Raw genomic sequence first — 12,814 nt, 5'->3', positions numbered from 1 at the left:
ATTTATTTAGCAAACGTCTCGCCAAAAAAATCACCCTCATTCCATTGCGAACGCTCGCTTTGATCAGCAAGTGTTCGACCGATTTCAAAATTCACCTGGGTAAATTTCTCAGCGGCCCGCCAGTTAAATGGCAGATCAAACTGGTCGGAAGGTTTGTGATAATGGGTGCTGATAAACTCGCCAAATACCTTGCTGCCATCCACTTCCGGGTCGGCGGATTGTAAACCAGGCACTAAAAACACGGCAGGAATGCCCTGCTTCACAAACGCATAGTGGTCCGAGCGTGTAAACAGCGCCTGCTGTGGCCAAGGGTCCGGACTCAGAGAAATGTCATATCTGGCTGCCGCCTGCTCTACTGACTTTTTCATATCACTATGACTGGCACCGAATGCAATAACATCAGCAAACTCATAGGTCAGAATTGGCATATCAAGGTTTACGTTTGCAACCATACTGCCTTCAGGCACGGTGGGATTGCGCGCAAAATAGTCTGCGCCAAGCAGGCCTTTTTCCTCGCCCGTTACTGCCACAAACAGCAGTGAGCGTTTTGGTGCTTGAGGTAACTGGCTGAACATGCGCGCCGTTTCCAACATCACAGATGTACCGGATGCATTGTCCATCGCGCCGTTATTGATATTGTCCTGCTTCACCGTTTTGGCCAGTCCAATATGGTCTGAGTGTGCCGAATACACCACATATTCATCTTTCAATACAGGATCTGAGCCAGGCAAAATACCTACCACGTTTGGGCTTTGTATCGATTTGTGCTCTGACTTTCTGTGCAATGTCACGCTGACAGGTAAATCAAAACCGCTCGGCACTCTACCCTGCTCTAACATCTGATAGATGTCCTGTAGCGGCACCGGCGATGTCTTAAACAGGCGCTCTGCTGCATGCAGACTCAAGTAAGCACCGCCTTTCAGCTGCGGATAGACACTGGCAGGTGTACCATCCTCTTGCAGCCAGCGGACGCGTGGCGTGTGCAAGTAATTAAGCAGGTTCTGATAAGGACGCACTTTTTCATTACTCGGCGTGGTGATGGTGATCACACCGATAGCCCCGCGCTCCACTGCATATTTCTGCTTCTGCGAGCCAGAGGCGAAATGTGCACCTTCTTCACTGGGGAAACTGGCGGGCTTACCAGCCAGATTCACAACAATTTTTCCGGTTACGTCCACGTCGGCGTAGTCATCATGCTGCAGTTCCGGGGCAACAATGCCATAACCTACGAAAACAAGCGGTGCAGTAACGTTATCTTCTGTACGCACCACGCCCGGCCCCATCGTAAAGTCTTTTGGATAGGACAGTGAAATACGCTCATCACCGGACAAAATGTCTAACCTTGGCGATGCCTGATCAAGAAACGCCTGACGGAACTTCACCCGTTGAAAATAGCTGCCATTGTCGCCTGCAGGCACAAGACCGTACTTTTTCATTTCTGCCGCGATATACAATGAGGCGAATTCATGCCCAATTGAACCGGTTTCTCTACCCTCCAATAAATCATGTGAAAGAAACCAGAGATGAGATTGTATCTGCGCGATATCAGGCTGTACGTGATTATCGGCACTAACGTAAGGCACATGTGCCATGCCCAACAGTAAAATGGTTAATAATATCCGTGGTAAAGGCGCTTTTTTCATCTGCAACTAACTACTTCAGAGTTTTAGAAGGGTCGCAATTTACGGGTTGTCGCAAAGAATTTCCAGCTTGACACGACGAGTTGCATCGCTACGCTATAAAGAACATCAATTCTCGAGCAATCCCATGCCTCGCAAAGCCCTGTACGATCTCAACGACGTTCTGAATGAAGCGATTGATGTATTTCTGGAACATGGCTATCACGGCGCCATTATGGATGAAATCATCGCACGTACAGATTTCAATCGACGGGGCTTTTACATTGAATTTGGTAGCAAGCAACGCTTTTTATACAAGGTGTTGGAGCATTACCAGAACAACCAACTAGCGAACGTCATGGTACCGCTCGAACATAATCGCGGACTGGATTCCATTACTGAATTTTTTGATGCATACGTAGAGCACGTTAAAGGGCGCGGTTGCCTGCTTATCAATTGTATTACCGAACTTGGCCATGACGATGCCACCATCCGTGATATTGGTCGACACTATCTTGACAGACTTCAAATTGACTTTATTGGTTGCCTTGAAAAAGCCCAGCAAAGCGGTCAGATTCATGCTCACGTCAACATTGAGTCAGCAGCCTTGCAGCTTACCAGCTACGTACAAGGCTTTGCGGTGAATGCCATTCTAGCCGCCGAGACCGATGAAATGCATATTGCGACTCGCTCGTTACTGGCACCTTTATCATCTCGTTAGTATTGAATTCTTTGTCCGCAACCCCAACTTTCCGAGCATAATCCAATTTGTTTTGTCAGCCAGGTATGAGCAATAAAAAACCACTTTATCGGGTTCAGTTCGTTAGCAATGGTGAACGCTACGAAGTCTATGTACATGAGGTTAGTCAGGGTGGCCTGTTTGGCTTTGTTGAAATAGGCGATTTCGTTTGGAATACACATACCGCACTGGTCGTTGATCCGAGCCATGAAAAGCTAAAATCTGAATTTGCTGATGTCACCCGCACCTATGTGCCGATGCACAATGTACTGCGTATAGATGAAGTCAAAAAAGAAGGCACGGCCAAAATCTCCGAATTATCGGACAAGGTGACCGCGTTCCCCGGACCTATCTATACACCTAAAAAGTGATGCGATGAGCGAGTGCTCTCGCTCATCAACTTCAGTCTTTGGTCGCCTCGCGAATATAGCGATTCACACTGTCATCCAGCATGTGCAATGTTACTGCACCATTAGACAACACTAAGTCGTGAAAGGCCTTAATATCAAACTGCTCGCCCAATGCTTTCTCTGCTCTATTGCGCAGCTCCCATATTTTAATTTCTCCCATTTTGTAGCTCAGTGCCTGACCAGGCCAGGAAATATAGCGATCCACCTCAGCACGCACATTAGCCAGACTCAGCATCGAGTTATCAGAGAGATAATCCAGACCTTGCTGACGGGTCCAGCCCATTGCATGTATTCCCGTATCAATCACCAGCCTGCAAGCGCGCCACATCTCATAACTTAGCCGACCAAAATGTTCATAGGGTGAGTCATAGACGCCCATTTCAACCCCTAATTTTTCGGTATACAGCCCCCACCCTTCACCGAACGCACTCAAATACAATTTGCGTCTGAATGGCGCCACGCCTTCAAGCTCTTGCGATAAGGCATTTTGAAAATGATGGCCAGGTACCGATTCATGTAACGTTAGTGCGGTGAGTTCATATAGAGGACGCTGATCAAGCTGGTAGGTATTCAACACATAAGTACCGGCAGAATCACCACCTATCGGGGCGGGCCAATACGCTGCTGTTGTGTAATTCGGCGCAATGGAGTCTGGCACCGGCTGAATGGAATAGGGCAAACGCGGCAGCTTACCAAAGAATCGCGGTAGTTCAGCGTCGATACGGTTGGCAATAAATGTCGCATGCATCAGCAGCTCTTTGGCCGTTTTGGCGTAAAACTGAGGGTCGCTGCGCAGAAACTGCTGAAATTCAGTAAAGGAGCCGGTGAACTCTACCTCTTTCATCAAATCAAGCATTTCGGCCTTTATACGAGCGACTTCCGTCAGGCCAATCTGATGAATTTGTTCGGCGCTGTAGTCTGTCGTGGTGACATACCACTTAATCTGGCTGGCGTAGTAATCTTTGCCGCCAGGTGCGTCAACTATCCCAACAGACTCTCTGGTATTAGGAATATATTGCTGTTGTAAAAAGTCTCTGAGCGCCGCGAATGCTGGCGTGACATGCTGCTCAATGGCCTGCTTAACCTGCTGCAAATATCGGTTGCGCTGTGACTCTGGCAGGTTAGTAATGTATTTTTCAGCGGTGCTGTATAAACGACTCTCTGTCGGGTTGTCATATACCTGCCGGGCAATGACGGGCGCAATGCCCTGCATGACAATTTTTGGCTGCGTCAGGCCAGTATCGAGTCCTTTTTGTAGCCATGCGGTATGTTGCTTAAAGTAGGTAGGCAAGGCACGCATTCTGGCCAGATAATTGTCAAAATCTTGCACCGACTTTAGTGGCATTTGCTCAATCCCACGCACGGCACTGCTGGTAAAATCGGTAAACGTATTCATGTTGATGCGGCTATGACCGTTGTCGATGCCAGTAATCCGGTCCTCAAGTATCCACTTCAACAGTCCTAGATTAATTTGTTCATTCTGGCTTAGCTTATCCTGCTCAATAGCATTGGCGCGGGTGAGCAGAGCAGCTTGCTGTTCACGGTATTTTTGCTGCTGCACGTCGCTGACGTCAGGAAGCAGATGGTTGTAGTCATGTACGCCGTTAGATGTGGCGAACAGAGGATTGTTGCGCATGCGCAGCTGCCATTCATCATCAATCAGCTGTTGCAGTGTTTGCTGAGGAGAGGCATGCGTGAGTGTCACCATCAGGGCACACAAGAGAATACACGTTTTTCGCAGCATGTTGTTGATACTCATATGGATTTCATTAATGAATTTGGATGCGAAAAGATAACACAGTGTTTGTCAGCATAGCGAAAAAACACCGACATTGATTTGCGCCTTAGGATGATTAAACTAGCTAAGGTTATTGTGCATCGTGCATGGTCAACGTTTAACATCACAATTGAGGCATCGCCATGGCCGCTGTAGGCATAATCGGTATTCTGGTTCTGGTTCTTATTTATTTCGTCGTACGTTCCCAGTCGCTGCAAAAGCAGGTGATGCAGTATCGTAACGAGCTTAAACGCTCTAGCAGTGATGCCAAGTTTGCCATGTCGACACTGGTGTTATTATCCGGTGAGCTGCAACGTGTCTATGTTGATAACCTACAGGCAGCGCAAAAACACGGATTATTGAGTCAGGATGATTTCAATAAAAGCCAGTTTATTCTGAATCATATTGAGTATGTTGTACTGCAGTGCTGCGAACATCGCGCGACGATTGAAGAAGCGCTGACTAAAGCGCTCGAACGCAGTGAATATACGATGAAAGATATTAATCAGTATATCGCTAAGCAGCCCTCTGAAATCCGCGTGCCATGGTGCAAGAACACCCTAGGCGGTTTCATTACAGCGTGCCAGCGCCTGAGTGCAGGCAAAGTCATCAAAAAAGCCGAAGCAACGGCGGAGGAGCCTGAACAGGCTCAGTCATAATCAAGGGTTACGTGCCTGCAATGCAGAAAGCAATATTGCCGTATCGTGTTGACTCACCGGCATGATTGACAGCCTGTGCCCTTTCTTCACGACGCCAAGATCAAGAATATCGGGCATCGCTTTAATATCACTCAGGGTGAGCATTCGCTCATATTTTCGTAGTAGTTTGATGTCCACCATATACCAGCGAGGGTTTGACGGGTCGGACTTGGGATCAAAGTAGGCGGATTCCGGGTCAAATTGAGTGTGATCTGCATAGCCTTCTTTCACCACTTCAGCTAAACCGACAATGCCAACATGCTTGCAGCTTGAGTGATAGAAAAATACCCGATCACCGCGTTTGACTTCATCTCGTAAAAAGTTACGTGCCTGATAATTACGAATGCCATCCCAATGTTCACATTGATCTGGACGACTAGCCAGGTCGTCGATGCTGAATGCATCGGGTTCAGATTTAAATAGCCAATAGCGCATGGCAATGCCTTTACAGAGCAGTGAAACATAGGGTCAGATCTTATCGATAGATCTCCTCTCTTGCATCATCAAAAAGATATAATATACTGTACATATATACAGTATTATTTTGCTTATGAACTCACTGCTTAGCTATCTGAAAAATAAACAGCTTGTCTGGCATGGCTCTCATCAGTGCGCCGCGATGCCGGATACCTCCCGTAGTGGTTATCCGGAACTTGATAACGCGCTACATGGGGGGCTGCCTGAGCAGGGGGTTATTGACATATGTAGTATAACTGGCATCGGCGAGTGTCGATTATTGCTGCCTCATATCGCCCATCAACAGCAGCAACACAAACGTCTGCTGACATTTATCGCGCCCCCTTACCGCATTAATGCAGAGCTGTTGCTGGCTCAGGGTATTGACCTTAAGCAGACGCTGATGATTTACCCTGATAGCCCGGAGCATGCGCTATGGGCGGCGGAGCAATGTCTGGCCAGCGGCAGTTGTTGTACCGTCATGTTATGGCACCAGGCGCTGACAATCCATCAGGTGAAACGTCTACAGTTGGCCGCCAGAAAGGGAGAATCCTTACAGATATTGTTCCGCCCCGAACAGCAGCAGCAATCGCTGCCCGTCACCCTTGGCTTACAGCTACAGCCTCACAGTAATGGCCTGAATGCCAGGATAAGTAAGCAGAAAGGTGGCTGGCCGGGAGAGTTTTTTAGCATCAATATGCGCACTCGTTGGCCCTGGCTATATCAGCGCCCACAGCCTGACAACCTGCTGCATTTCCCACGCTCACGAGCCAGCTAATGTCACCAATCTGGCTATACTTGCACTTTCCGAATTTGCAGTTAAATACCCTATTTTCTGGCAACACAGGTAGTCATGAAACGCTACCTGTTGTGGTACTGGATGCAAAGAAAAATCAGGTCTGTCAGCGTAACGGCAGCGCCAGGAAGTTAGGCATTCAATGTGGTATGGGACTGGCAACAGCCAGCTCTCTGAGTCAGCAATTACAGGTTGTCAGTTATTGTCGGGAGGTCGAAGAAAGTCAGCTTAACGTCATTGCTGAAACACTTTATCAGCTCACATCAGATATCTGCTTTTTCCAACCTGACGGTCTCGCTCTGCGCATTCATAACATGCTTAATCTGTATGGCGGGTTACAACCCTATTGGAACATGCTCCGCGAGCACTTGACCAGACTACACATCGAGTATCAGGCAAGCACCGCGTGGTCCCCCCTAGCCGCTCGGGTCATGGCTCGCAACCAGATAAATACGATCAGTGACCAGCGAGACAACATCAAAACCGCACTGGGTCAATGCACGATTGATTCGCTGGATATACACAATAAAGATAAGCAGAAGCTCAAACGCGTAGGGCTGCATACGGTCGCCGATATTGTCGCGCTGCCACTAAAAGATATCGCCCGGCGCTTTGATAGTTATCTGGTAACGTATCTGGGTCGTCTGAAAGGGGAATTGCATCACCCTCTACCGTTTTTTCATCCTCCAGAATATTTTTACCGCTATCTTGAGCTGTTATATGAAATTGAAAAAACCGATACCTTGATACCACCAGTCAAGCGTTTGCTCAACGAGCTGGAGTCATTTCTTAAAATACGGAATCACACAACATCAGAGCTGACGCTCACGCTTTATCAGCGCGATCATACACCTCTGGAAGTAACATTGGGGTCCGCGCAGTGTGAGTATCGCGCACAAAGCTGGCTGAAACTGCTTTCCCTCAAGTTTGAATCTGTCACGCTGACAGCCCCGGTATATGCCATCAGTATCAGAGTGGATAAGCTACAGGAGCTCAACCCTGTCAGACAGGATATGTTTGCTGGCAAGCAGGCACAGATATCCACGCTACAACTACGCGCCATATTGGAGGCCAAACTTGGTGCAAGCGCAGTGCAGCAGCTTTGCTATGTGTCTGAACACCGTCCTGAATACAGTCAGAAACAGGTCCCGCTTAGCGACACTGATGTAGATGCGGCAAGCGTCGATATCCTACCCGATCGGCCAGGTTTTTTACTTAGCGAGCCTTTGCCATTGCAAGAAAAAGTGACCGTCATTCGAGGACCAGAGCGTATCTCTACGGGATGGTGGGACAATCAACAGGCGGTACGCGACTACTTTATCGCACGTAATCAGTTTGGTCAGTTGTTATGGATTTTCCGCACGCCGCATAATTACTGGTATCAACACGGTCTGTTCTGTTGAACGTATGGCATACGCTGAGCTGTTTTGCCAATCCAACTTTTCTTTTCTGGTTGGCGCTTCCCATCCACAGGAGCTTGTTCGCCAGGCAGACTTCCTTGGCTATGATGCCATTGCGATCACTGACGAGTGCAGCGTAGCCGGCGTAGTACGTGCGTATACCGAAATAAAGCGGCACCACCTCGGCATCAAGCTGATCGTCGGCAGTCTGTTTCGTCTGCAGGGACTGGAACTTATTTTGTTATGTCCACATCGGCAGGCATACGCGGAACTATGCAGGATCATTACCAATGCGCGACGCCGAAGCGCTAAAGGCCACTACAAATTAACACGCTGGGATCTAAAGACGGTCAAGCACTGCCTGGCCATTTGGCTACCCAGTGGCAAGGCCGATATTGATGATGAGTGGTCCAGACTGCTCATCAAACATTACCCGGACAGAGTATGGATTGGCTGCCGCCGCTACCTGAGCGCCAGTGAACCTGAGTATCTGCAACATTGTGAATCCTTATCCGCAACTTACCAGCTGCCAATTTGCGCGGTGGGTGGCGTATTGATGCATGTTGCTCAGCGCCAGTCTTTACAACATGTTTTACATGCTATCCGTGAACATACGCAGGTCAGTAAGCTCGGCAAGCAGGCCCTATCTAACTGTGAACGTGCCCTGCGCCCGCTGAGTAAACTCACCAAACTGTTCCCGGCTAGCTGGCGCAAGCAGACAACCGCCATTGCTGCACAATGCCAGTTCTGCATGAGCGAACTGCAATACGAATATCCTGCTGAGTTGGTACCACAGAATAAAACACCTCAACAGCACCTACGAGACCTGGTTGAAAAAGGGGTAGAGATACGCTTTCCGGAGGGGATAAGCAAAGACATCAGAGCCATTATCGAAAAGGAACTGACGCTGATTGCCGAACAACGCTATGAGTATTTTTTTCTGACCATTCATGACATCGTTCAATTTGCCAAGTCAAGACATATCCTCTATCAGGGGCGGGGTTCAGCAGCGAACTCTGTGGTGTGTTACTGCCTTGAAATTACCGCCGTCGACCCCCGACAAATCAACGTATTGTTCGAACGCTTTATTTCCAAAGAGCGTAACGAACCTCCGGACATCGACGTAGACTTCGAGCATGAACGGCGCGAGGAAGTCATTCAGTATATTTATCAAAAGTATGGCCGTGAACGCACCGCACTCGCCGCGACCGTCATCACCTATCGTTTCAAAAGCGCACTGCGCGAGGTAGGCAAGGCGCTGGGCATTAATGAGACGCAGCTGGATTACTTCATCAAGAACGTCAACAGACGCGATCGCGGATTAGACTGGCAATCTCAGTTGACCGAGCTTGGCGTAGACCCTGAATCTCACTACGGCCAGCAACTGATCTCACTGGTCAATGAAATCATGGGCTTTCCTCGCCATTTATCACAGCATGTTGGTGGATTTGTGATATCGGCCGGTCCGTTGTATCAGTTGGTGCCGGTAGAAAATGCCAGTATGCCGGAACGCAGCGTCATTCAGTGGGACAAAGACGACCTTGAGTCATTGGGGCTGCTGAAAGTCGATGTCCTGGCACTGGGCATGCTTACCGCTATTCGTAAAGCATTTCAGCTGGTTGAACAACACTATGGCAAAACGCTGTCCATCGCGGGTATCACCAAAATGAAAGATGACCCTGAGGTCTATCGGATGATCCAGCAGGCAGATACCGTTGGCGTATTTCAGATTGAGTCTCGTGCACAAATGAGCATGTTGCCCAGACTCAAGCCTAAAACCTATTACGATCTAGTCGTGCAGATAGCGATTGTCAGACCTGGACCGATTCAAGGAGATATGGTGCACCCTTACCTGTTAAGGCGTGAAGGTAAAGAGGCCGTCACTTATCCCTCAAAGGACGTGGAAACCGTGCTGAGTCGCACTATGGGGGTTCCCATCTTTCAGGAGCAGGTCATTCAGCTCGCTATGGTGGCGGCAGGGTTTAGTGGTGGCGAAGCGGATCAGCTAAGACGCGCTATGGCAAGCTGGAAAAAAAACGGTGAATTGCTGCAATTTAAAAGCAAACTGGTCAATGGCATGTTGGAGCGTGGTTATCAAAAATCTTTTGCCGAACAGATTTTCCAGCAGATACTTGGCTTCGGAGAATACGGTTTTCCTGAATCACATTCAGCGTCGTTTGCAGTACTTGCTTATGTCTCATCCTGGCTTAAGTACTATTATCCTCAGGCGTTTTATACCGCACTACTGAACAGTTGGCCAATGGGGTTCTATTCCCCTTCTCAGTTGGTACAGGACGCTCGACGGCATGGTATTCCCGTTCTGCCAGTATGCGTAAATCAATCACAATACGATCATGTGATGCAGCCTGTGGCGCAGCAACAACACTTTGCCATTCGGCTCGGATTGCGACTCGTTAAGGGGTTAAGCGTACAAGCCGCAGAAAAACTTGTTACATCACGTGATCCTGTCACTAGTTTTACTTCAATGGCGGATATTAATGCCCTGGGACTGAATATCGGGCAAATGGAAGCACTGGCAAGTGCTGATGCGCTACATAGTATTCAATCAAACCGCTATCAGGCTCGTTGGTCTTTAATGGATACGCTACCGTCATTACCGCTGTTTGATAATGCTGACTCGGAGCATGACTATCCGCTTAGGCCATCGGACATGGATAATTTGTTGGAAGACTATGCAACATTGGGCTTAACGATTGGCCGACATCCAATTGCTTTACTTAAGGATGCGAAGCTTCTTGATGCTTTTACGTCAGCGAGTGAACTCATTCAATGCTCACATAAATCGCTGGTGACAGTCGTAGGAGTAGTAACGGGACGACAAGCACCAGGCACAGCATCCGGTGTAACATTTATTACCCTTGAAGATCATACCGGCAATATCAATGTCATCGTTTGGCAAGCAACGGCTCGCAGCCAAAAACAAGCTTATCTGAAATCGAAGATCATGAAAGTTAAAGGAATTGTGGAAAGAGGAGACGGAGGCGTAATACACGTGATCGCAGGGAAACTTTTTGATGAGAGTCATTTACTCAACGAGTTACATACGTCATCAAGAGAATTTCATTGATACAGCACTCTCGTATTTAAAACTGAATTTGGTAGTCTTAAGCAAAAAAGAATCGTGATAGTTCATGGACGCCAATCAAAACTTATTATTGGAAGCAAGCTCACCCTTTCTTGAAGACACCTCTGAGCTTTTTAAATGGCAATGGGACGAACGCTACCCAGCAATCTTGTGTCAATACTCTTCAGATAAACATCCTCAGATTTTGGTAAAACTCGAATCACTTCTGCCGTACTACTGGGACTCTAAAACCATATTCCAGGCACCTGAGACGATAGTAAGTACGACTGGGAAATTTGCTGTACTCGAAAAGGGACAACGCCTTTATGCCAAAAGTGATTCGGAAGAACGTCAACTCATTGCACTGGTTTGGCCATGGGGACATGGTGCAACTGTATCAATCAGACTTTTATTTTCTAACCCTGAATATGGGAAAGTAAAACGTTCATTATTTGATCGCTTATTTGCATCATTCTGATAAGAAAGCGTGGCTTCGCAATTCAAGGAAGGTGTCTAACGATAACGCATCTGCAACACTGTTTAACCGCTGTAATAATTGCTCTTGGTGCGGTGAAACATTACTCACTGCATAAAATGTAGGAACAGATTGAAGCGTTTTAACGGAATACTTTTCAGGGAACTCGTCTAGTAAAAACTTAACCGGAGACTCATAAGAAAGTAAATACTCACTTCTACCTCGGGCGAACATTCTTATCGCATCAGTACTAGTTGGAAGATCAATAAATTGATAGCCATCAGACGCTAACTTGCCGCGAGTCCCATTGTAATCAAAACCTCTTATTGCGGATACGCTGCCAGCATCCTGTTTATCTTTATGACCATATAAATTTGTGACTAAAAAACGGTAGGGGATATTCGTAAACTTAACTTTATCTTGTAGAGCATCCGTAGTTTTAATATTGATCGTCAGATCAACAACACCTTGCTCTAGGAGCCTGTAAATACGAGCGGGCGGCGCACAAACTACATCAACATTAAAGTTTTTCAGTACCAGCTTTGAGATATCGATGACTTCGCCCAAACATTTCCCGGTTTCAGAGTCGACAACTACTTCCGGGGGGAATACAAGTAAGCCAAGTGTGACTACGGGCTTTTCATCGGCATGTGCCAATGGAAAAGCGCCTAACACAGCAGCAAAAAAAACGAAGAACCTAAAAAACCTAGACAATTACGACTCCAACATTGACCTAAGTAATGAGTGTAGACAGCAACCTGCGCAACACAATAGCGTAATAATAGGAAAATTACTGATAACCTGGCAACTTGAAATAACAGTAGAGTTGCCCGCCAAGCGCATGCGGGCATGACGGGCTTTTTCTCATAACGGTATCGCAGGTCCCTTCTCACATGGGGGTGAAGATCGGTGCTTCGAAGAAGCATGAGGAGTGCCAGTGGCACGCCGAAAGCGATGAACGCGAGGCCGTGGATGGCCGAGCTGGAACCAGGCACCATGGAGGGTTTGAAAAAGTGAAGTTACGTAGTGCACTTCTTGTTTTTTCTATCCATGGGTTTGGTTTGGCATGAGGGTAGCAACGTAAGTTGCTAACCAAAAACAAAAAACCCAGCTTTCGCTGGGTTCTTTGTTTTCGAATGGGAGCCTGACGGTGTGCTACTCTCACATGGGGAAACCCCACACTACCATCGCCGCTAACACGTTTCACTTCTGAGTTCGGAATGGAGTCAGGTGGTACCGTGTCGCTATTGCCGTCAGGCATAAACTGGTTTAACTATTTGGAATTCTGATATCAGCTCAATCGTCTAGAGTATCCACTCTATCGTCTTATTAGCTTGTCATGTTGCTCATGCAACGCCA

At 47.7% G+C, this 12,814-nt stretch carries 11 protein-coding genes and 1 rRNA gene; 7 read left to right on the top strand and 5 right to left on the bottom strand.

The annotated features are described in order from the left end of the window. Window positions 1-2: 2 nt before the first annotated feature. Window positions 3-1,592 carry a M28 family metallopeptidase gene (locus tag G441_RS0111705; RefSeq protein WP_240485134.1) on the bottom strand — a complete coding sequence of 530 codons (1,590 nt, stop codon included), beginning with the start codon at window positions 1,590-1,592 and terminating at the stop codon, window positions 3-5. A gap of 118 nt (window positions 1,593-1,710) precedes the next feature. Here G441_RS0111705 and G441_RS0111700 point away from each other — a divergent pair, with 118 nt between their 5' ends. Next, window positions 1,711-2,340, top strand: coding sequence for a TetR/AcrR family transcriptional regulator (locus tag G441_RS0111700; protein WP_240485128.1), 630 nt, complete (start codon window positions 1,711-1,713; stop codon window positions 2,338-2,340). A 65-nt stretch (window positions 2,341-2,405) separates the two neighbouring features. Continuing rightward, entirely contained in the window at window positions 2,406-2,729 is a 324-nt protein-coding gene (locus G441_RS0111695; RefSeq protein ID WP_026376519.1) for a DUF1820 family protein, read from the top strand. A gap of 31 nt (window positions 2,730-2,760) precedes the next feature. On the opposite strand, the gene G441_RS0111690 is transcribed toward G441_RS0111695, so the two are convergent. Continuing rightward, window positions 2,761-4,527: a DUF885 domain-containing protein gene (locus G441_RS0111690; protein WP_026376518.1), complete on the bottom strand. Its 1,767-nt coding sequence runs from the start codon at window positions 4,525-4,527 to the stop codon at window positions 2,761-2,763. 161 nt (window positions 4,528-4,688) lie between these two features. On the opposite strand from G441_RS0111690, the gene G441_RS0111685 reads away from it, so the two are divergent. Further along, window positions 4,689-5,204 (top strand): hypothetical protein, encoded by a 516-nt coding sequence (locus G441_RS0111685; protein ID WP_026376517.1) that lies wholly within the window; start codon window positions 4,689-4,691, stop codon window positions 5,202-5,204. Here G441_RS0111685 and G441_RS0111680 read toward each other — a convergent pair whose 3' ends face one another. Next, a complete protein-coding gene (locus G441_RS0111680; RefSeq protein ID WP_026376516.1) occupies window positions 5,205-5,678 on the bottom strand; it encodes an EVE domain-containing protein in 474 nt (157 codons plus the stop codon). A 115-nt stretch (window positions 5,679-5,793) separates the two neighbouring features. Here G441_RS0111680 and imuA point away from each other — a divergent pair, with 115 nt between their 5' ends. The 4 genes from imuA to G441_RS0111660 all read left to right on the top strand — a co-directional run bounded on the left by imuA (window position 5,794) and on the right by G441_RS0111660 (window position 11,458). Then, window positions 5,794-6,477, top strand: coding sequence for a translesion DNA synthesis-associated protein ImuA (imuA, locus tag G441_RS0111675; RefSeq protein ID WP_026376515.1), 684 nt, complete (start codon window positions 5,794-5,796; stop codon window positions 6,475-6,477). Beyond that, complete coding sequence (locus G441_RS0111670; RefSeq protein WP_026376514.1) at window positions 6,477-7,898, top strand: Y-family DNA polymerase; 1,422 nt, start codon at window positions 6,477-6,479, stop codon at window positions 7,896-7,898. Before imuA ends, G441_RS0111670 begins: the two co-directional genes overlap by 1 nt. A gap of 4 nt (window positions 7,899-7,902) precedes the next feature. Then, window positions 7,903-10,983 (top strand): error-prone DNA polymerase, encoded by a 3,081-nt coding sequence (locus G441_RS0111665; protein ID WP_026376513.1) that lies wholly within the window; start codon window positions 7,903-7,905, stop codon window positions 10,981-10,983. A gap of 64 nt (window positions 10,984-11,047) precedes the next feature. Further along, entirely contained in the window at window positions 11,048-11,458 is a 411-nt protein-coding gene (locus tag G441_RS0111660; protein ID WP_026376512.1) for a hypothetical protein, read from the top strand. Here the strand turns inward: G441_RS0111660 and G441_RS18580 are convergent. Further along, complete coding sequence (locus G441_RS18580; RefSeq protein ID WP_051275561.1) at window positions 11,450-12,169, bottom strand: substrate-binding periplasmic protein; 720 nt, start codon at window positions 12,167-12,169, stop codon at window positions 11,450-11,452. The two genes, G441_RS0111660 and G441_RS18580, sit on opposite strands and share 9 nt — an antisense overlap. Before the next feature lie 428 nt (window positions 12,170-12,597). Next, window positions 12,598-12,713: ribosomal RNA gene (rrf, locus tag G441_RS0111645) — 5S ribosomal RNA — on the bottom strand. Between the last annotated feature and the right edge of the window lie 101 nt (window positions 12,714-12,814).

Origin of the sequence: Aestuariibacter salexigens DSM 15300 (assembly GCF_000429145.1) — a bacterium.
Classification (GTDB): Bacteria; Pseudomonadota; Gammaproteobacteria; order Enterobacterales; family Alteromonadaceae; genus Aestuariibacter; species Aestuariibacter salexigens.
The sequence above is the reverse complement of the archived record's forward strand: the minus strand, read 5'-3'. Positions and strand labels throughout refer to the sequence as shown.